Below are 19,521 nucleotides of genomic sequence, written 5' to 3' on the forward strand. Positions count from 1 at the left end.
TAGCGGCGCTGATAGCTAGGGCCAGAAAGTCAGAAAGGCCGAACATGACCGAAAGATCTGCCCGCATTGTCATCGTTGATGATGATGCCGAATTGCGCGGATTGCTCCTGCGTTTTCTGGGCGAGCATGGGTTCCACGTCCGCGCGGTTGATAGCGGCAAGGCGCTGGACGCGGCGCTGATGCGCGATCCGGCCGATGTCATTGTGCTGGACCTGATGCTGCCGGGCGAGGATGGCCTGGCGATTTGCCGTCGCCTGCGCGCGGATGGAGACCCGACGCCCATCATCATGTTGACCGCGCGGGGCGATCCGGTGGACCGGGTTCTGGGGCTGGAAATGGGGGCCGATGACTATTTGGGCAAACCCTTCCTGCCGCGCGAACTGGTGGCGCGATTGGCCGCGATCCTGCGGCGCGTAGGCCCGGAACGAGGGATTTTGCGCGATGATGTGGCGCGGGTTGGGCCATTCACCATCAATTTTTCCGCCATGACGGTGGAACGGGACGGCACGCCAATCGAGCTTTCCAGCCGCGAATTCGCTCTGCTGGCCGCTCTGGCACGTTCGGCGGGACGACCGCTTAGCCGTGCGCAATTGATCGACCGCGCGATCGGCCGCGACGCAGAAGTGACCGATCGCGCCATTGATGTTCAGGTGGGCCGCCTGCGCCGGGCCATTGGCGATGATGGCGCCGCGCCCCGTTATATCCGCACGGTTTGGGGCATTGGCTATGTTCTGGTCGCGGGCGAGGCGTCGGCATGATGCGCCGCCTGCTGGATCGCAATATTGCCACAATGGTGGCTGTCGTGCTGCTGGGTCAGGTGATGGCCGGGGTTATGTTGCAGGTGCTGGTCCTGCGCCCGCAATCCGAACGGATTGCCGATGTGACGGCCGAAATGACCGAAACCATCGGCCGATTTATGGCCCGCATGACGATGGAGGAGCGGCATCAACTGGTCGCCCATTTCAACCGGGATGATGCGGTGGTCATCCTGCCCGGCAACGCGCCGCCGAAAAAGGGACACCGCCGCCCGACTTTGATCGAGCGCGATTTTCTGCGCGCCATCGCCCATCGGTTGAACCATGATCAGCCCGTCGAATTTCGCGCCGACACGGATGACCGGCTATGGGTCCGCCTCTGGCTGGGCGGAGAGGATTGGTGGGTCAGCCTGACCCCGCGCCGACTGCGTGCGCCATTGATGAGCGTGCTGATCGCGATGGGGACTGCGCTGATCGCCGCGATTGCGGGCGGGATTGCGTTGCAACGCCATGTGGATCGGCCTTTGCGCAATCTGGTTTCATCGGTGGACGCCTATGACCCGGATCGCCTTTCCCATGCCCCGATGTCGGAAAATGGCCCGGAGGAAATCGCCGCCGTCGCCCGTGCCTTTAATCGCCTGACCGAGAGGATCGCCGGGCATGAGGCGGAACGCGCCTTGATGCTTGGCGCGGTCAGCCACGATTTGCGCACACCTTTGACCCGCCTTCGCCTGTTGCTGGATATGATGCGCGGCGCCGATCCCGACCTGATGACACGCGCCGCGCAACAGGTGGATCGGATAGAAGCCATGCTGGCCCAATTCCTCGATCTTGCCAGAGGGTTTGAGAAGGAAGCGTTGGAACAGGTTGATTTGGCCGCGCTCTTGGTCGGGGCCGCGATGGATGCCGGTTTTGATCCGGCCCATGACGAAGTGACGATGGATGTTGCCGTTGATGTGGCCCCATTGCGCCCCATCGCTATGTCGCGCGCCATCACCAATCTTTTGTCCAACGCAAGGCGGCATGGGGCTCCGCCCTATACCATCAGCGCCAAACGCGATGGGGGGGATCTGGTCATTTCGATTGGCGACACTGGCCCGGGCTTTGACCCGGCCCGCGCACAGGAATTAAGCCGCCCCTTTGCCCGCGGCGATCTGGCGCGTGGCGGTGATCATGCCGGGCTTGGTCTTGCCATCGTATCGCGCATCATGGCCGCGCATCATGGTTCCTTGCATTTCATGCGCGATGGGCCACAATTCATCGCCCAGTTACGCCTTCCGCTTTAGCCCTTGATGGCGGCAAATTGTTCCAAAGCCGTGGGCACGAAATCCGGCGCGCGGACGGCCTCCCCGATCAGGAACAGCGTTGGGTCATCATCGCTGATCGCCGCGACCAGAAAGGCCAGAGACCACAGCTTGCCTCGGATCAGACGTTCATCCGGGCGCGACACATTGACCGCCACCATGACGGGCGTTTCTGGATCGCGCCCCGCCGCCATCAACCCGCGTGCTATTTCGCCCGCCGCCGCGCGGCCCATATAAACGCCAAGCGTCTGGTTATCACTGGCCAGATTATCCCAATCCAGCTTGAGCGGTTCGCCCGCACGCAGATGGGCCGTGACATAGGTGATCCCGCGCGCCGAACCGCGCAGGGTCAGCGATGCCCCCGCACTGGCGGCTGCCGCGCTGGCGGTGGTAATGCCGGGGCAAACTTTGGAAACCACGCCGCCCTTGGCCAGATGCTCCATTTCCTCGGCGCTGCGGCCAAAGACGGACGGGTCGCCCCCTTTCAGGCGCACGACGCGCTGGCCCGCCTTGGCCGCGATCAACAGCAATTCGTTGATGTCGCCCTGCGCCTTGCTGTGACGGCCTGAACGTTTGCCCACGCTGACCATGCGTGCTTGGGGGCTGGCCAATGCCAGCACGCCTTCGCCCACCAAGGCGTCATAGAACACAACATCGGCGCTGCGGATCAGCCGTTCAGCCTTTCGCGTCAGCAATTCCGGATCGCCGGGACCGGCGCCAACCAGCCAGACCATACCTGCGGGAAAATCGTCACTCATTCCGCCGCCTCCATCATCTTTGCCAACATTCGTGCGAGCGAGGGACGGCAAGAGCCGCAATTCGTTCCTGCTCGCGTTGCTTCACCGATGGCCGCCACGCTGCAAGCCTTGGCACAGATGGCTTCCTCAATATCCTTTTCGCCCACACCGTGGCAGACGCAAACAATCGCGCCGCGATCCGGGGCGGGGGTGCTGGGCCGCCCGGCCAGCCATTCGGTGGCCGCGCCATCAACGCCCAATTGTTCGGCAATCCAGCCGCGTGGGGGCAGGGTGCCATTGCGTGTAACGAACAAGGCCCCGGCCAAACCGCCATCCTTGCCGCGCACCGCAATGCGGCGCATTCCGCGAACATGGTCGGCCACTTCCAACCGCTGCCCGGCGGGCAGAAGGCCATCGACCTCCACCGCGCCCATCCCGGCCAGCTCGTAGAGCCAACCACCCTTGACCCGCGACCGGCTCCAGAACAGCAGGTCTTGCGGGGCGGCCGGTTCGGTCAGCAGCAGGAAACCGCGCCATTCCGGCGTGACGGGTTCGACGCGCGCGGGGGTGTTCTTGAACGCAGGCTGGCCCGATACGGGGTCGGTGATCTGCGCGGGCAGGAGATTGGCGCGCGCGCCGCCCGACATGACATCGGTCCAGTGCATCGGCACAAAGATGTCGCCGCGGCGTTGGCCATCGGAAACGCCTACGCGGAAAACCGATGCCCCATTGGCCGTTTCAACCCGCGCCAGACCGCCATCGATCAGGCCGTACCGCGCCGCATCATCCGGGTGGATTTCCAGCAAAGCCTCGCGCCGATGCTGGGCCAGCATCGCGGCATATCCGGTGCGGGTCATCGTGTGCCACTGGTCGCGATAACGCCCGGTGTTGAGGCGCAGCGGCCATGCCGGATCGAGTTTAGCCGACGCGGCGGGACGGACCGAAATCAGACGCGCGCGACCATTGGACGTGCTGTAACCATCGGCCAGCGGATAGTCCCCGCCCCATTGAAACGGCTGCATCGTATCATATTGCGCGTCCGAAATCTCTGCCCATGCGGTCAGGTCGAGCTTGCGCCCATAACGGACCGCCAGCGTCGTCATCGCGGCATATTCGCGCCAGATCTGGGCCGGGCGGTCATAGGCGAAGGCATCGCCCCAACCCATGCGCTCGGCCACTTGCCCCATGATCCACCAATCGGCACGCGCATCGCCGGGGGCAGGGAAAAGCGTCCGCTGGCGGCTGATGCAGCGTTCCGAATTGGTGACCGTGCCGTCCTTTTCACCCCATGCATGGGCGGGCAGGCGGATACGGGCAAAGCGCGTGGTGTCGGTGTCGGCAATCGCCTCGGAGACGACCACGGTGGGGCAACGTGCCAGAGCCTCGCGGACGAAACCAGCGTCGGGCATCGAAACCGCAGGATTGGTGGCCATGACCCAAAGGAACTTGATCTTGCCATCGTGAATGTCGCGGAACATATCGACGGCCTTTTTGCCCGGCCCCGCGCAGATATTCGCCGTGTTCCAGAAACCCGCCACATCGCGCAATTCAGCATCCGAAAAGCCCAAATGACAGGCCAGCATGTTGGCCAAACCGCCAACCTCGCGCCCGCCCATGGCATTGGGCTGGCCGGTCATGCTGAAAGGTGCGGCGCCGGGCGTATTGATCCGGCCCATGGCCAGATGCAGGTTGGTGATCGCATTGCCCTTGTCGGTGCCGCTGGCCGATTGGTTCGCGCCCATCGAGAAAAGCGTCACCATCCGAGGATGCGCCGCGACCAGATCGACCAGTTTGGCAAACTGATCGGCCGGAACGCCCGGATCACAGGGCAGGTCGCGCCAGAAACCGGCGGGCACTTCAAGCGCGCCATCGTCGGTCAAACCACGCGAATGCATCGCGGCCAGCAGGGCGTTGAACAAGGCCACATCGCCATCGGGCGCCACGGCGACATGCAGATCAGCTTGTTCTGCGGTTTCGGTGCGGCGCGGGTCGATCACGACGATCTTGGTGCCGTGTTCGGCGCGGGCGGCTTCCATCCTTTGCCAGATGACCGGGTGGCACCATGCAGTGTTGCTGCCTACCAGCAGGATGAGGTCGGCCTGTTCAAGGTCGCTATAGCTGCCGGGCACGATGTCTTCGCCAAAGGCGCGATTGTGGGCGGCAACGGCGCTGGCCATGCAGAGGCGCGAATTGGTGTCGATATTGGCGCTGCCGATGAAGCCCTTCATCAGCTTATTGGCCACGTAGTAATCTTCGGTCAGCAATTGGCCCGAGACATAAAAGGCGACAGCGTCGGGGCCATGGGCCTCGATGGTCTCGCGCATCCGGTCGGCCACTTCGTCCAGCGCCACGCCCCAATCGACCGCGTTCTGGCCGATCATCGGCGACAGGAGGCGCCCGTCGAGGCTGACCGTTTCACCCAGATGGGTGCCCTTTGAACAAAGGCGGCCATGGTTGGCCGGGTGCTGGCCGTCGCCCCGGATGGTGACGGCGCGCTCCCCCGACACTCCTGCTTGCAGGGGCGCGGCGGTCACCATCCTTGCCGTCGGATCGACGGCGGGCACCGTGGCCGCGATCCCACATCCCACGCCGCAATAAGCGCAAGTTGTCTGGATCGCTGCCTGTTTCATTGCGCTGCCTCCGGTGCCTTCGCATTCACAATGGCATCACGCTTCAGATAGATGCGGCCTGCATCGATTTTGAGCGGGATAGTGGGCACACAGCCCTTGTCATCACCCTGTGCCTCGCCCGTTTTCAGGCTGATGTTCCAGCTGTGCAGCGGGCAGGTGACCACCGTTCCATGCACGATCCCCTGTGAGAGCGGGCCGTGCTTGTGCGGACATTTATTGACCAATGCATAGAACTGGTTGTCGAGGGTGTGAAAGATGGCGATTTCCTCGCCACCCTGCACCGGCAGAGTGCGTGCATTGCCGGGGCTGATCTGGGTCGTCGGCCCGATGTCGATCCAGTCACCAGTTACTTTGGTGCCAATCATTCTGCGGCCTCCTTGATTTGCATGGTGGGGAAGGGGCGAAACTCGGCCAGATGTTGATGGAGTTCGCTGTCTTCACCGGCGGCGCGGCGGGCCCATGGGTCGTCCTGCATGAACTGCTGCGAGTAGTGGAAACGCTTGGCCAGTTGTGCCACCGCTTCGGGATCGTCGAACAATTGCGCCTTGACGTAATCGAGGCCGACGCGTTCGATCCACGGCGCGGTGCGTTCCAGATACCATGCCTGTTCGCGGTAAAGCTGGATGAAGGCAGCGCAGACATCGAGCGCTTCCTGCTCGGTCGTCACCTTGGACAGCAGATCGGTGCCGCGCAGGTGAATGCCACCATTGCCGCCGACATGCAATTCATAGCCGGAGTCCACGCAGATCACGCCAAAGTCCTTGATCGTCGCTTCGGCACAATTGCGCGGGCAGCCCGATACGGCGATCTTGAACTTGTGCGGCATCCAACTGCCCCAGGTCATCTGCTCGGTCTTGATGCCAAGGCCGGTCGAATCCTGCGTGCCAAAGCGGCACCATTCCGAACCAACGCAGGTTTTGACCGTGCGCAGCGACTTGCCATAGGCATGGCCCGACACCATCCCGGCGGAATTCAGATCGGCCCAAATCGCGGGCAGGTCTTCCTTCTTGATGCCGAACAGATCGATACGCTGACCGCCCGTCACCTTGACCAGACGGGCCTGATACTTGTCGGCGGCGTCGGCAATGGCGCGCAGTTCGTCGGGCGTCGTAACCCCGCCCCACATACGCGGGACCACCGAGTAGGTGCCATCCTTCTGGATGTTGGCATGCATGCGTTCGTTGACGAAACGGCTCTTCTGATCGTCGACATACTCGCCCGGCCAGGCGCAGAGCAGGTAGTAGTTGAGGGCAGGGCGGCACGATGCGCAGCCATCCGGCGTCTTCCAGGTCAATTCCTGCATCACCTGCGGAATGGCCTTGAGGCTCTTTTCAACGATCAGGCGGCGCACGTCATCGTGGCTGAACGTGGTGCACTTGCACAGCGTTTTGGGGCCAGATGCTACATCGTCGCCCAGCGTCAGCTTAAGCAGGCTTTCCACCAGACCGGTGCACGAACCGCAGGAAGCCGAAGCCTTGCACTGGCTGCGCACCGCGTCGAGCGAGCAGGCCCCGCCATTGATGGTGTCAACCACCTTGCCTTTTGTAACGCCGTTGCAACCGCAGATTTCGGCATCATCCGAAAGGGCAGCAACGGCCGCATTAGGGTCCGCGAGGGCGCCTCCACCCTGAGCAAAGGCCTGACCGAAGATCAGCGCTTCGCGGATGTCGGAAACGTCTTCTTCACGCTTCAGAAGGTCGAAATACCAGCTGCCATCAGCCGTGTCGCCATAAAGGACGGCGCCGACCAGCTTGTTGTCCTTGACGATGACGCGCTTGTACACGCCGCGCGCGGCGTCGCGCATAACGATGTCTTCGCAACCTTCGCCGCCCGAAAAATCACCGGCAGAGAACAGGTCGATGCCCGACACCTTCAGCTTGGTCGAGGTGACCGAACCCGTGTAACCATTGGGCGTCGCCACCGCCGCATCGGCCAGCGAACGGCACATTTCCCACAAGGGAGCCACCAGACCATAGCAGATGCCGCGATGCTGGACGCATTCGCCCACCGACATAATGGCCGGATCGCTGGTGACCATGTGGTCGTCGACCATGATCCCGCGTTCGACTTCAAGACCGGCCGACTTCGCCAGTGCGGTCGAGGGCCGGATGCCGACGGCCATCACGACGATGGAGCAGGGGATTTCGCGGCCATCCTTCAGCCTGACGCCGGTGACCTTGCCATCCTTGCCCAGAATTTCGGCGGTGTCCGCACCGGTCAGGATGACCTGGCCACGGCGCTCCAGCTCGGTCTTGAGCAGCCAGCCGGCGGCTTCGTCGAGCTGGCGCTCCATCAAGGTGGGCATCAGGTGGAGGACGGTGACGGCCATGCCGCGCAGAGAAAGCCCATGAGCCGCCTCCAGCCCCAGCAGGCCGCCACCGATGACCACCGCATTGCCCCCCAGCGAGGCGGCGGCCAACATCTTGTCCACGTCGTCCAGATCCCGGAAAGAGACGACGCCGGACAGATCCTTACCCGGAACGGGGATGATGAAAGGTTCCGAACCCGTCGCGATCAGCAGGCGGTCATAGGCCTCAACGCGCCCCGACTTGCTGGTGACGGTCTTGGCTTCGCGGTCGATCGCAACGACAGGGTCGCCCGAAACCAGCGTGATGCCATTTTCTTCATACCATTCAGCGGTGTTGATGACGATGTCATCAAATTCCTTTTCACCGGCCAGAACCGGCGAGAGCATGATGCGGTTATAGTTTACCCGCGGCTCTGCACCGAAAATGGTTATGGCAAAGCGGTTGGCGTCGCGGGCAAGGATTTCTTCTACCGCGCGGCAACCGGCCATGCCGTTGCCGACCACCACGAGCCTTTCGCGCATGTCGCCCGCGCCTTGCGGGGCTTTCACAGGGTTGGGGGCATTCACCTCGGGCTACTCCTGATATCGACGAGGCAAACGAAAAAAAGCCGCAACGAAACAGGTCAGTTTGACCTTTTCGAAGCGGCTTCGTTGCCACGATTGTTTGGATGATATGCGGTGGATTCTGAAAATTTTGCCCGACGCTGGGCAAAGAATCTAATGCATTTACACACCGATCATATCGCTTCGCTGCGCATCTGCAAGAGATTTTGTGCGCCCGCGAAGCGATATGGTGTAAATTTATGATTTAGAACGAATATTCGGCCTGAAGCCAGAACTTCTTGGTATCCAGACCAAAGCCGCGGGCGTTGTAATCGGCATATTTGACCAGCCAGGTCACCTTGCGGATCTTGAAGCCGACCTGAGCGTCGAACTCATTGCCATACTTCATGTTGTTCACCGCGCTGTTGAACCAATGATAGGTGACGCCATAGTTCAAACCGGGCAGGGCCTTGACCTTGGGGAACTTGCCGCCAACGCCGACATAAAGGTCCGACAGACCATTGGCAGGCGTGGTCAGGAAAAGATCCGCCGTGCCGTTGAACTTGTGCAGCGTAGCCATCGGGGTCTGGAACGACCATGTGCCGCCCGTTGCACCGCGATCCGCGCCCAGTTCTTCATAACCACCAGTGAAGGTGGTGTTCATCACATTGAGCGCACCTTCGGCAAAGTAATAGTCGGCATTATAGCGCTTGGCGTTGTTGCCGTAATTCTGCTGGTTGGCATAGCTGGCGGTCAGGACAAAGTTGATCTTCTTGTCCAGCTTGACCGGCGCGGTGCTGGCACGAACGCCATAGGTTTCCGAACTGTCCAGCGTGCTGCGCGCAACAGCGTTCGAGAAGGCCGTTTTGTCATAGTCCAGAATATAGGCAAAGCCCTTGATCGAGCCATATTTGTTCTTGAGCCCGCCGTTCAAAAACACAAACTTGCCGTCATAGGCGTGACGCACACCGGCATCATTGCCAAAGATGGTCCGTTGGCTTTTGGCATAGGTACCGTCCAGCGAGATCGGGCCGGAATTGATCGTGGCGCGAATGGCGTCAAAGGTCTGCTCATTCTGGCGCCATGCGACCGAGCCAATGAAACGCTGATCGTCCAGATTGATCCGTTGACGACCGATGGTCAGGCCGAACACCTTGTTCTGATACGCGATCTGGACGCGGTTGAACGCGGCATTCTGACCATCCGGGATCACGGCATAGGCGTTGCGATACTGGTTGCTGGCCGGGTTGGCGAAAGGAAAGGCGTTAAAGTCATTGTCCAGAGCAACCGTACCGGTGCCTTCGACCAGAACCGACAGGCCAGACGCCTTGTGCTTGATTTCGGCGCCACCGCGAACACGCAGCGTTACGGCATCGGCCTTCTTGGTGGTGGCGTCCACGTCTTCCCAGCGCAGGCGCGCGTCAACGATCGGATCAAACGTCATGCCTTCGGCAAACGGAACCGGATCACCAAATTTCGGCGCGGGCGCGGCGGCATAGGCATGGGTGGCAATCAACGCGACCGGTGCAGCGGTCAGCAAATAACGGATCATGGCTCGTCCCCTCAATGAAAAGCTGCCTTTAAACAGGCAATCCTCTCCCGATCCCGCCTTGGCGGGTTATCATTCTTCTTGCTGTTGTTGTATCAGGCGGCTTGCGCAGGGTTGCGGTAACGCTCGTGCAGGAAGTGGATGATTTCGCTGCGGGCGTGGGCGTAATTGGGCAGGTCGATGACCGACAGGCGGTCGCGCGGGCGGGGCAGGTCAACCGAGAGATCCTGACCGATGCGGGCCGCCGGACCATTGGTCATCATCACCACGCGGTCGGACAGCAGCACGGCCTCGTCCACATCATGCGTGATCATCAGAACCGTGTTGTTCAGCCGGGCCTGAAGCTCCATCACCACATCCTGCAAAGCGGCGCGGGTCAGCGCGTCGAGTGCGCCAAAGGGTTCGTCCATCAACAGAACGCGGGGCTGCATGGCGATGGCGCGGGCAATGCCGACGCGCTGCTTCATGCCGCCGCTGATTTCGCTGGGGCGCTTTTTGGCCGCATGACCCATCTGGACCAGATCGAGGTTGTGCAGGACCCAATCCTTCTGCTCGGCTTTGGTCTTGCCATTGGCGGTTTTGGACACGGCCAGAGCCACGTTTTCCTCAACCGTCAGCCAGGGCAGCAGCGAATGGTCCTGAAACACCACGGCGCGATCCGGGCCGGGGCGATCGATGACATCGCCATCAAGGAAGATCACACCGCGAGTGGGTTTGTTGAGGCCCGCAACGGCATTGAGCAAAGTGGATTTGCCGCAACCCGAATGGCCGATCAGGGCAACAAACTGACCCTTTTCAATGTTCAGGTCGATGCGGTCGAGAGCGCAAAAGAGACCATTCTTGGTGGGGAATTCGACAGTCACGCCTTCAAGCGCGAGATAGGAACGTTGTTTCATCGAATTGATCCTTATCCGTTGCGGGCGATCAGGCGGCCGATGCCACCAACGATACGGTCAAGCGCAAAGCCAACCATGCCGATCCAGACCAGAGCAACAATCGTGTCCGACAGGAGCGAGGAATTGTAGCTGTCCCAGATGAAGAAGCCGATGCCGGTGCCGCCCTGAACCATTTCGGCGGCCACGATGGCCAGCCAGCTCATGCCGACGCCGATGCGAAGACCCGTGAACATGTGCGGCACACAGGCGGGCAACACGATGCGAACGAAATATTCCATCGGGTTGAGCGCCAGAACCTTGGCCACGTTGCGATACTGCTGGGGAATATTCTGGACGCCAACGGCCGTGTTCATAATGATCGGCCAGATGGCGGTGATGAAGATCAGGAAGATCGCGCTGGGCTGTGCCTGCTGGAAAATCGCAAGGCTGATTGGCAGCCATGCCAGAGGCGGCACCGTACGCAGCACCTGAAACAGCGGGTCCAGAGCGCGGAAGGCATATTTGTTGGTGCCCACCAACATGCCCAAAGCAATGCCCACAACCGCAGCCAGCGTATAGCCTTTCAGAACGCGGGCCAGCGACTTCATGATATGCGCGCCGATACCGACATCGCCGCCATCCTGAATGTCGGGGATGATGCCGTTCAATTCGACGCCCTTGAACGGATGCATGATGACTTCATGCGATTCTTCCCAAACCTTTGACGGGCTGGGCAGGGCCGATTCCGGACCACAGGCCAGCGACCAGAAGCCCAGCAGGAAAGCGAGCATGAAGGCGGTCGGCAAAACAGCCGATGCGAATTTCTGGAGGTTGACCAGAACCGGATTGGTGGGCTTTGGCATGGGCGGAAAGAACCTGCGGGCAATAGCCGTTTCGGGATAGGTCAGGATGACCGCCTCGCCCGTCGTATTGATAGGCGAGGGGGCATCCATGGCGGCGGTTTCTGCTTTGCTGGCCATGGATATTCTCCCTTACACGCGCTTGATGGCGAGGCTTTTGAGATAGGCCTCGGGATGACCGGGGTCGAAGGTTTTGCCGTCGAAGAACTTTTCAACGCCGCGGCTGTCAGAAGGCGGAACCGGAACCCCGCCCACCTTGGCGGCGGCCGCGCGCCAGATGTCGGCGCGGTTGACCTTGGCAATGGCGGCGCCCTTGTTCAGGTTCATCGGCAGCTTGCCCCAGCGCTGTTCCTCGGTCAGGAACCACATGTCGTGGCTCTTGAAGGGAAAGGAGGCGTGACCGGCAAAGAACTTCATCTTGTAGGGCGCGTTGCCCTGCTGACGACCGTCACCGAAATCGAAATTGCCCTGAAGGCGGCTGGCGATATCGCCGACGGGAACCTTCAGATAGTCGCAGCCCGAGATCATCATGGCCAGGCGGCTGATGTTGGCGGGATTGTCGGCCCACTTCTGCGCCTCGATGATGGCGGCGGTGATGGCGATGGCGGCGTTGGGATGCGCCGCAACCCAATCCGAACGCATCGAGAAGCTCTTTTCCGGGTGGTTCATCCACATCTGGCCGGTCGAAACGGCGGTATAGCCCAGCTTCTGGTCCACCAATTGCGCATTCCACGGTTCGCCCACACAGAAGGCGTCCATTGTGTCGGCCTTCATGTTGGCCACCATCTGCGGCGGCGGAACGGTGATCAGGTCGATATCCTTGTCCGGATCGATGCCGCCGGCAGCCAGCCAATAGCGGATCCACAGATCGTGGGTGCCGCCGGGAAAGGTCATGGCCATGGTGATCTTCTTGCCGCTGGCCTTTTTCTGGGCGATGACGCCCTTCATCTTGGCGGCGTTGATGTCAGCCTTGGCGGCCATATAGGCCTTGTCGACGCTAATACCCTGACCATTGACGTTGAGGCGGGCCAGAATGCTGATCGGCGTCGCCTTTGCCTGAACCCCCAGCGTCAGGAAATAGGCCATGGGCGTCAGCAAATGGGCGCCATCAATGCCGCCGCCCCCGCCGCCCAGCACCAGATTGTCACGCGTCGCGCCCCAGCTTGCCTGCTTGGCCAGCGTCACGTCGGGCATGCCATATTTGGCAAACAGACCCAGTTCCTTGGCCACGATCAGCGGCGCGGCGTCGGTCAGAGCGATAAAGCCCAGCTTGGCGCCCTTGACTTCGGGTGGTCCGCCGGCGGCCAAAGCCTTGGCCGAGAAAAGTGTTTCGCCAGCAGCAGCGGCGGCAAGGCCGGCACCTGACTTCAACAGGCGGCGGCGGCTCAGATTGGTGCGATCATCCGTGTTAGCCATTGTCCCAAAACCCCTCTATGTTGGAACATGAATTACCGAGTGCCAGCCAAGTATCGGTGGAGAAGGGCGATTGGACGCAGTTTTCCGTCACGAAAAACGCGGCTTATTGCGTCTTTCGCGTAGTATTCAGGCCAAAACGCAAAAAGCCGCCACGATCCATCTCCACACTGGAAACAGATCGGGCGGCACCGTTGCCACTAAACTTTGCTGGCGTTTCGCCTCAACAACTTGGCCCCGTCCTTGGAACCAGCCTCTCGAAACGCCTCCAACTTGTCCGTGAGATTTAAAAATTCAGCAAGCCGTTATTCCGGAGCAATCCATTGCTTACGCTATTTGGCGTACAAATCCTGCGCCAAATAGGCTTTCAGATCGGCAGGATCGAATATCCGACCGTCGAAAAAGGCATTTTTTTCCAATGTAATAAGGCCTTGCTGCGTGCCGACCACCATGGGTTTGTGCAAACTTCCTTCTACTTTCGACGAAGCGCCGGGAAGGGGGGCATCCGTTCCGGTTAAAGCACTTCTGTAAATATCCGGACGAAAAACGCGCTGAACTTTGGCTTCATCTTCGGCGCTATAAGGCGCGTGATCCCACCGCAACATTTGCGAATACAGCCATTGGGCCTGGCTAACCCACGGAAAATTCGCCGCCTCTCGGTATTGGAACATGAAATCGGGATAGTGGATCAGTGATCCGCCCTTGTGCAGCAGCAACCGATCGCCCAGCGCGCGCTGGATCAGGCTGACATCGGAATCGAGATATTCCGGCCGGGCCAAAATGGCCGCATTGGTTAAAAGCGCTTCGGGATCAACAAATTGCCGCGCCGCACGATGAAGGGCGCGAATCAACGCCTCGACCTCATCCCGGCGCGAATCGGCCACCGACTCGCGCATGGCCAGAACCTTTTCCACCCCGCGACGCCACACCTGCGCCGTGGCCAGAACGATGGTCCCCGCGCCGCGTTCGACCGCCACGCTGTTCCACGGTTCACCCACGCAAATGCCGTCAACCTCGCCCGCCTCCAGCGCATCGGCGCAAAATGGCGGAGGGACGGTGGTGATCGTGACATCCTCGTCCGGTTGAATGCCGCATCCGGCCAGCCAGTAGCGAAGCATGTAATTGTGGCTGGAATAACGATGTACGACGCCAAAACACAGCGGATCGCCTGCCGACTTGCGCTCCAACGCAATCTTGCGCAGCGCCGCGCCAACTTCGGCTGGGTCGCCCAATGCGCCGTGCGGCGCGACCCTTTCGGCCAGATCGGATTTGAGTGTGATGGCGTTGCCATTCAGCCCCAGCACGAATGGCGCAGCCAAAGGCTGGGCAGGGCGCCCGCGCCCCAATGTCGTGGCAATGGCCAAAGGCGCCACCATATGCGCCGCATCGGTATGACCATAGAGCAGGCGGTCCAGAACCGTGGCCCAGCTGACATCCTTGACCAGTTCAAGTTCGAGCCCTTCATCGGCCGCAAACCCATGGACATGCGCCAGAATGGGCAAAGCAGCATCAACCAACGGCAGGAAACCGATCGAGAATTTGGTTGTCATGCTGCCCCTCCCATCAACTTATGCGCGGTTACGACCGCGTCTGCGATTTCGGCGATACGCTTGCCCTGGTTCATCGCGGTCTTGCGCAATTCGGCATAGGCGTCCGGCTCGCTCAATCGCCTTGTCTGCATCAGGATGCGCTTGGCCTTATCGACGGATTCGCGTTCGGCCAGCTTGCTTTGCGCCGCGCTCAACTCTGTTTGCAGGCGCGAGAAGGCGTGGAAGCGCCGAATGGCAAGGTCGAGGATGGAGCGAATACGGTGCGGCGCAAAGCCGTCCACGACATAGGCCGACACCCCGGCATCGATGCTGGCGCCGATAGACTCTTCGTCGGAATCATCGACAAACATCGCGATCGGACGGGCCAGGGCGCGGCTGACGGCGAAATATTCCTCCAGCACGTCGCGGCTGGGATTTCCCAAATCCATCAGGACGATATCAGGATCAATCTCGGACACGCGGCGCATCAACCCGCGCCGCTCGGTGATCACGAAGATCTCGCATTCGCCCAATTGCGTCAGGCCTTCCTGCATGACGCTGGCCCGGACGGCGCTTTCATCGATGATGGCTATTCGCATGACATTCTCGATGGCGATGGATGGGACGCAAGGCAAGGGGGATTACGTGAATTCCAATTTGCTCTTGCATCAGCGGGGCGAATCCGGCATTTTTATTTCGCAGCTGCCGCAAGGGCGCGGTCAGCATTTGCGAAACCCATTTTCAGCAAACATAGCCGGCAAAGGTGCCGCTCCTTTTCAGCAAGGTGCCGCCTCATGTCGAATCGTGCCCTATTTCCAGATCAATGTTGCAATCAGAGCGATGAACAAAATCGCGCTGACGCCTTTCCAAAAGGCAATCGGGTGCCGCTCGATCAGGGCCGGTGCGCGCAGCGGCGTGCGCTCAACCGCCGCCCCGCCTTCCAGCGCGCGCAGCAATTCGACCACGTCACCGAACCGGTCCTGCGGCTGAATGGCAACGGCGCGCAGCAGAACGGCGTCGAGCCAACCGGGCAATTCGGGCCGCGTGCGACTGGGCGCAGCGGCCTCACGAAAACGCGGGCGGCTGAAGGCTTCGGCCTCACCATAGGGCCAGATGCGGGCGAACAGGCGCCACAGTGTAATGCCCAACGCGAATTGATCGCTCTGCTCGCTACCGGCTTCACCAGTAAACATTTCCGGGGCCAGATAAGAGGGTGTGCCGGGAATTTCGTCTCCGGTAAAATCCTCGATGCGGGGCAGGCGTGCGACGCCCAGATCGACCAGCTTCAATCCGCCATCACGGGGCAGGATGACGTTCTCCGGTTTGATATCGCGATGAATAATGCCCTGACGGTGCAGGGCCGCCACTGCGCGCGTCAGGTTCACTGCGATGTTCAAGGCCTCGACCAAAGCAATGGGCGACTTCATCCGCTGTTCCAACGTTTGCCCGTCGTAGAACGGTTGCACACCATAGAGCCGCGTCTGGCGTTCCAGCGCGATGGGAATGGAACCGCCGACAAAGGGGCTGTTCACACGGCTGCCGATCAGCAATTCGCGGGTAAAGGCGGAACGCGCACCACTTTCGGACAGCAAGGTGGGTTTGGGGAATTTGACAACCACATCGGCACCGTCGGTCGTGTCAACGGCACGAAACAAACGGGTATATCGCCCATCGGACAGCAAATCTTCAAGACGGAATCCGTCGATGCTTTCTCCCACTTCGGGCGGGGGAATGATCGCAAGACGCGCCAGATCACCGGCAATGGCATCATGGCCGACCGCGGGCAGGCTGACCACATCCAGCACCAGCGCGGTGGCATTGTCCTGTCCACCCGCATCCAGCGCGGCGGCGACCAAGGCCTGTGCATCAGCTTCCGCGGATTGCCTTTGGCTCAGAATTTTCTCGATTTTTCGGTTCGAAAGAACGCCATGAACACCATCACTGGTCAGCAGAAGACGGTCATGTTCGGCCAGCGGGATCTCGTGATGGTCAAGCCGCAAGTCCTCCTCCAGACCCAGTGCGCGCAGCAGGATATGGCGCCGGTCAGGATGGCTGTGTGTGTGATCCTTGGTGATTTGGCTGAGATGTCCGTCGCGCAACAACCACGCACGACTGTCGCCAACATGGCAAACATGGGCGCGTCGTCCACGAAGAACCAAAGTGGTGAGCGTTGTCGCACAATGCGCCATGGTTTCGCTGCGCCCCATGGCCGACAGCCAGCGGTTGTAGGGCGCCATCACCCGGTTCACCGCGGCCGCGACGCCAATCGTGTCGCTTTGCGCGAAATAGCCGTCCAGCAGACTGGCCACCGCCAGTTCGGCGGCAATGCGTCCACCCTTGCCGCCGCTAACTCCATCGGCCAGCGCAGCAACCATGCCGCGCCCGGCACGTTCAATTTCCGTGCCAAGGTAAACACCGGCAAAATCCTGATTTTCTGTGCGCGGCCCGCGTTCGCTAACCACGCCCGCGCTTACCCACAACCTGCCTTCATCGCGCATATTCGGCCGTCCCTCTCACGTACACACGCGATTGGCAGGCCGGATGCGGCGCACGTCAAGCCTTTAAACCAATTCGCAGCGGAGACTTTCCGATGACTGATAAAACCTTCTGGCAATCCGGCCATCGGCCTACGCTGATTATGGCCTTTTTGTATTTCGACATCGCCTTTATGGTCTGGAACCTGCTCGGCCCGTTGGCGCCGATCTTTTCCAAGGCCTTGGCCCTGACGCCTGCGCAAAAAGGTTTTGTGGTGGCGGTTCCCACACTGGCGGGGGCGGTTCTGCGTCTGGTCAACGGCTTTCTGGTGGATCGCATCGGTCAAAAGGTGACCGGCACCATCGGCCAGATTATCGTGATCGCCGGTCTTCTCGGCGCCTGGTATTTTGGCGTCAACTCGATGAACGGCCTGATTGCGGTTGGTATCATCCTTGGCTTTGCCGGGGCCAGTTTTGCGGTGGCCTTGCCGCTGGCAAGCCGATGGTATCCGCCCCAGCATCAGGGCAAGGCGATGGGCATTGCCGGTATGGGCAATTCGGGCACTGTTCTGGCCGCGATCTTCGCCCCGCTGCTGGCCAAAGTTTATGGTTGGGAAAACGTCCTTGGTCTGGCTGTAATTCCGGTCGCGGTTGTATTTGTGGCCTATCTCGCGTTGGTCAAGGACAGCCCGCATCAGCCCCCCGCCAAGTCGACCGGCGAGTATGTGAAGGGCTATTTCAAGATGCTGGGCGATGGTGACGCCTGGTGGTTCATCCTGTTCTATGGCGTGACCTTTGGCGGGTTTGTCGGCCTGTCGGGCTCACTGCCCAGCTGGTACACTGCCGAACTGGCCTTTACCCCGGTTCAGGCGGGTTATGCCACGGCGGCTTGCGTGTTTGCCGGTTCGCTGGTCCGACCCTTTGGCGGCGCGTTGGCGGACCGTATCGGTGGTATCAAGACGCTCTCTGGGGTCTATGCTTTGGCCGCCGTTCTGCTGGTGGTCATATCACAGGCTCCGATCAGCTTTGCGGTCATGTTCCCGCTGTTCTTCCTGACCATGGCGACGCTGGGCGTCGGCAATGGCGCAGTGTTCCAGCTGGTTCCGCAGCGTTTTCGTCATGAAATCGGCGTGATGACCGGCCTTGTCGGCTTTGGCGGCGGGGTGGGCGGCTTCTATCTCGCTTCTTCGCTCGGCCTTGCCAAGCAGTGGACCGGTTCGATGAGCGCAGGCTTCCTGATCTTTGCGGCACTGGCCGTTGTGGCTCTGGCGGGTCTGACCGGCGTCAAGAAGCGCTGGCGCACGACTTGGGGCGCGGCGATCAGCGGCGTTCGCATCTGACTTTACTGGCCCTGATTATGGCGCGCCTTCGATCAGACGGCGCGCCATTTTTATGTCCGCATGAAGCCATGTTCCAAAATCATCGGGCCGCAAGATCACAGGCATCGCGTCGCGGGTCATGATGGCAAAGCTGGGGATTTCGCTGTCGCGCCATATCCCGGCCGCGGCAAGGACGGGGCGGGTGCGATCCTCCATCCAGCCGCCCTTGGCATGAAAGGAGGTCAATGGGACAAGGCAGCGGAATTGCGTGTGGCGAAGGGTGCCGATCCAGAACGGGCTGTCCAGATTGCGGACGTGGGTGACAATATGTTCGCCGCGCGGAGGAGGGGGGACGCCCCAGAGCCGAGGGATGATGATCCGCCCTCGCTCTTTGTCGCGGATGACAACGGGCGCATAGCCGCCCGGCGAAACGAGACCGCCCGCCCAGACGTCTCCGCCAGGATCGGCCCGCAGCGCATGGCCAATTTGCGCCGCATGCGCGTCAAGGCGATAAGCCGATGGCAAGGAGTTAGCCTAGCTTGAGACCCAGTTCGGCCAAAAGTTGGGTGGCCTGCGCACGGGAAATGGTCGCTCCGCGATAAAGCGATGCATCCACCAGCCGCAAACCGCCCAGATCCGCCCCGCGCAAATCCGCCTTGTCAAAACGAGCGCCACCTAGGTTCGCATCGCGCAGGCTGCATTCCTCAAAATTCACTTCGCGGAAATCGGCCTTGCGTAAGTCGGCCTGAGAAAAGTCAACACGGCGAAGATGTTGCTTTCGAAAGCTAAGGCCGGATAGTTTGGCGCCGGCAAGCAGGCTTTCCTCAAAATGCGTGTCCATGATGCGCGCGTCGCCCAGATCCGCGCCCGTCAGTTTGCCGCCTACAAAGCGCATACCGGTCATGGCGGCATGGCGAAGATTGGCATTGTTAAGATCGCACGATTGAAACACCGTATCCGTGAGGTCGGCGGAAAAGAGGCTGGCGAAAGGCGCGCGGCAGGATTGCCAATGGCTGCGCTCCAAACACGCCTTGGTCAGGTCAACCCGGCGCATGGTGCAACGTTCAAACCGCCAACCGGCCAGATCGAGATCGGCCAGTTCGGCTTCATCCAAATCACATTCGATCAGGTGGACACCATTGGGATTGCCGTGAGCAAGCGCAGAGACATCATCGCGTGACAATGCCACATTATCTATTTTAATCAATTCATTGCCGCTCATTGC

16 protein-coding genes are annotated in these 19,521 nt (G+C 60.8%); 3 read left to right on the top strand and 13 right to left on the bottom strand.

Annotated elements, in window-relative coordinates:
- The first annotated feature begins 44 nt into the window (after positions 1-44).
- Both AC2S2E_RS12860 and AC2S2E_RS12865 read left to right on the top strand, forming a co-directional pair.
- On the top strand, positions 45-758 hold the full coding sequence (locus tag AC2S2E_RS12860) for a response regulator (RefSeq protein ID WP_486522602.1): 714 nt from the start codon (positions 45-47) through the stop codon (positions 756-758).
- Entirely contained in the window at positions 755-2,041 is a 1,287-nt protein-coding gene (locus AC2S2E_RS12865) for an ATP-binding protein (RefSeq protein ID WP_486522603.1), read from the top strand. The genes AC2S2E_RS12860 and AC2S2E_RS12865 overlap by 4 nt, the downstream gene beginning before the upstream one ends.
- Here the strand turns inward: AC2S2E_RS12865 and cobA are convergent.
- From cobA to AC2S2E_RS12920, 11 genes are all read right to left on the bottom strand, one after another.
- Positions 2,038-2,817 carry a uroporphyrinogen-III C-methyltransferase gene (cobA, locus tag AC2S2E_RS12870; protein ID WP_476107148.1) on the bottom strand — a complete coding sequence of 260 codons (780 nt, stop codon included), beginning with the start codon at positions 2,815-2,817 and terminating at the stop codon, positions 2,038-2,040. The two genes, AC2S2E_RS12865 and cobA, sit on opposite strands and share 4 nt — an antisense overlap.
- A complete protein-coding gene (locus AC2S2E_RS12875) occupies positions 2,814-5,426 on the bottom strand; it encodes a nitrate reductase (RefSeq protein ID WP_486522604.1) in 2,613 nt (870 codons plus the stop codon). The genes cobA and AC2S2E_RS12875 overlap by 4 nt, the downstream gene beginning before the upstream one ends.
- A complete protein-coding gene (gene nirD, locus AC2S2E_RS12880) occupies positions 5,423-5,791 on the bottom strand; it encodes a nitrite reductase small subunit NirD (RefSeq protein WP_486522605.1) in 369 nt (122 codons plus the stop codon). Before nirD ends, AC2S2E_RS12875 begins: the two co-directional genes overlap by 4 nt.
- A complete protein-coding gene (gene nirB / locus AC2S2E_RS12885; RefSeq protein ID WP_486522606.1) occupies positions 5,788-8,256 on the bottom strand; it encodes a nitrite reductase large subunit NirB in 2,469 nt (822 codons plus the stop codon). Before nirB ends, nirD begins: the two co-directional genes overlap by 4 nt.
- Before the next feature lie 286 nt (positions 8,257-8,542).
- Positions 8,543-9,829: an alginate export family protein gene (locus AC2S2E_RS12890; protein ID WP_486522607.1), complete on the bottom strand. Its 1,287-nt coding sequence runs from the start codon at positions 9,827-9,829 to the stop codon at positions 8,543-8,545.
- Positions 9,830-9,921: 92 nt separating this feature from the next.
- A complete protein-coding gene (locus tag AC2S2E_RS12895) occupies positions 9,922-10,722 on the bottom strand; it encodes an ABC transporter ATP-binding protein (protein WP_476107143.1) in 801 nt (266 codons plus the stop codon).
- A gap of 11 nt (positions 10,723-10,733) precedes the next feature.
- Positions 10,734-11,681 carry a nitrate ABC transporter permease gene (gene ntrB / locus AC2S2E_RS12900; protein ID WP_486522608.1) on the bottom strand — a complete coding sequence of 316 codons (948 nt, stop codon included), beginning with the start codon at positions 11,679-11,681 and terminating at the stop codon, positions 10,734-10,736.
- A 12-nt stretch (positions 11,682-11,693) separates the two neighbouring features.
- Positions 11,694-12,977 carry a CmpA/NrtA family ABC transporter substrate-binding protein gene (locus AC2S2E_RS12905; protein ID WP_486522609.1) on the bottom strand — a complete coding sequence of 428 codons (1,284 nt, stop codon included), beginning with the start codon at positions 12,975-12,977 and terminating at the stop codon, positions 11,694-11,696.
- Positions 12,978-13,306: 329 nt separating this feature from the next.
- Positions 13,307-14,524 carry a CmpA/NrtA family ABC transporter substrate-binding protein gene (locus AC2S2E_RS12910; RefSeq protein ID WP_486522610.1) on the bottom strand — a complete coding sequence of 406 codons (1,218 nt, stop codon included), beginning with the start codon at positions 14,522-14,524 and terminating at the stop codon, positions 13,307-13,309.
- A complete protein-coding gene (locus AC2S2E_RS12915) occupies positions 14,521-15,102 on the bottom strand; it encodes an ANTAR domain-containing response regulator (RefSeq protein ID WP_486522611.1) in 582 nt (193 codons plus the stop codon). Before AC2S2E_RS12915 ends, AC2S2E_RS12910 begins: the two co-directional genes overlap by 4 nt.
- A gap of 210 nt (positions 15,103-15,312) precedes the next feature.
- Positions 15,313-17,001: a bifunctional protein-serine/threonine kinase/phosphatase gene (locus AC2S2E_RS12920; protein ID WP_486522612.1), complete on the bottom strand. Its 1,689-nt coding sequence runs from the start codon at positions 16,999-17,001 to the stop codon at positions 15,313-15,315.
- 92 nt (positions 17,002-17,093) lie between these two features.
- Between AC2S2E_RS12920 and AC2S2E_RS12925 the strand changes: the two genes are divergently transcribed.
- Entirely contained in the window at positions 17,094-18,317 is a 1,224-nt protein-coding gene (locus tag AC2S2E_RS12925) for a nitrate/nitrite transporter (RefSeq protein ID WP_486522613.1), read from the top strand.
- A 15-nt stretch (positions 18,318-18,332) separates the two neighbouring features.
- Here AC2S2E_RS12925 and AC2S2E_RS12930 read toward each other — a convergent pair whose 3' ends face one another.
- Both AC2S2E_RS12930 and AC2S2E_RS12935 read right to left on the bottom strand, forming a co-directional pair.
- Complete coding sequence (locus tag AC2S2E_RS12930; protein ID WP_486522614.1) at positions 18,333-18,821, bottom strand: SOS response-associated peptidase family protein; 489 nt, start codon at positions 18,819-18,821, stop codon at positions 18,333-18,335.
- Between the two features lie 4 nt (positions 18,822-18,825).
- Positions 18,826-19,518 carry a pentapeptide repeat-containing protein gene (locus AC2S2E_RS12935; protein ID WP_486522615.1) on the bottom strand — a complete coding sequence of 231 codons (693 nt, stop codon included), beginning with the start codon at positions 19,516-19,518 and terminating at the stop codon, positions 18,826-18,828.
- Positions 19,519-19,521: the final 3 nt, after the last annotated feature.

Source organism: Novosphingobium sp. 550D, assembly GCF_057401885.1.

Excerpts from the sequence above, each read along its gene's own strand:
- nirB (WP_486522606.1), bottom strand. The coding sequence starts at position 8,256 with ATGCGCGAAAGGCTCGTGGTGGTCGGCAACGGCATGGCCGGTTGCCGC.
- AC2S2E_RS12935 (WP_486522615.1), bottom strand. The coding sequence starts at position 19,518 with ATGAGCGGCAATGAATTGATTAAAATAGATAATGTGGCATTGTCACGC.
- ntrB (WP_486522608.1), bottom strand. The coding sequence starts at position 11,681 with ATGGCCAGCAAAGCAGAAACCGCCGCCATGGATGCCCCCTCGCCTATC.
- AC2S2E_RS12890 (WP_486522607.1), bottom strand. The coding sequence starts at position 9,829 with ATGATCCGTTATTTGCTGACCGCTGCACCGGTCGCGTTGATTGCCACC.
- AC2S2E_RS12910 (WP_486522610.1), bottom strand. The coding sequence starts at position 14,524 with ATGACAACCAAATTCTCGATCGGTTTCCTGCCGTTGGTTGATGCTGCT.
- cobA (WP_476107148.1), bottom strand. The coding sequence starts at position 2,817 with ATGAGTGACGATTTTCCCGCAGGTATGGTCTGGCTGGTTGGCGCCGGT.
- AC2S2E_RS12920 (WP_486522612.1), bottom strand. The coding sequence starts at position 17,001 with ATGCGCGATGAAGGCAGGTTGTGGGTAAGCGCGGGCGTGGTTAGCGAA.
- AC2S2E_RS12905 (WP_486522609.1), bottom strand. The coding sequence starts at position 12,977 with ATGGCTAACACGGATGATCGCACCAATCTGAGCCGCCGCCGCCTGTTG.
- nirD (WP_486522605.1), bottom strand. The coding sequence starts at position 5,791 with ATGATTGGCACCAAAGTAACTGGTGACTGGATCGACATCGGGCCGACG.
- AC2S2E_RS12925 (WP_486522613.1), top strand. The coding sequence starts at position 17,094 with ATGACTGATAAAACCTTCTGGCAATCCGGCCATCGGCCTACGCTGATT.
- AC2S2E_RS12875 (WP_486522604.1), bottom strand. The coding sequence starts at position 5,426 with ATGAAACAGGCAGCGATCCAGACAACTTGCGCTTATTGCGGCGTGGGA.
- AC2S2E_RS12860 (WP_486522602.1), top strand. The coding sequence starts at position 45 with ATGACCGAAAGATCTGCCCGCATTGTCATCGTTGATGATGATGCCGAA.
- AC2S2E_RS12865 (WP_486522603.1), top strand. The coding sequence starts at position 755 with ATGATGCGCCGCCTGCTGGATCGCAATATTGCCACAATGGTGGCTGTC.
- AC2S2E_RS12915 (WP_486522611.1), bottom strand. The coding sequence starts at position 15,102 with ATGCGAATAGCCATCATCGATGAAAGCGCCGTCCGGGCCAGCGTCATG.
- AC2S2E_RS12895 (WP_476107143.1), bottom strand. The coding sequence starts at position 10,722 with ATGAAACAACGTTCCTATCTCGCGCTTGAAGGCGTGACTGTCGAATTC.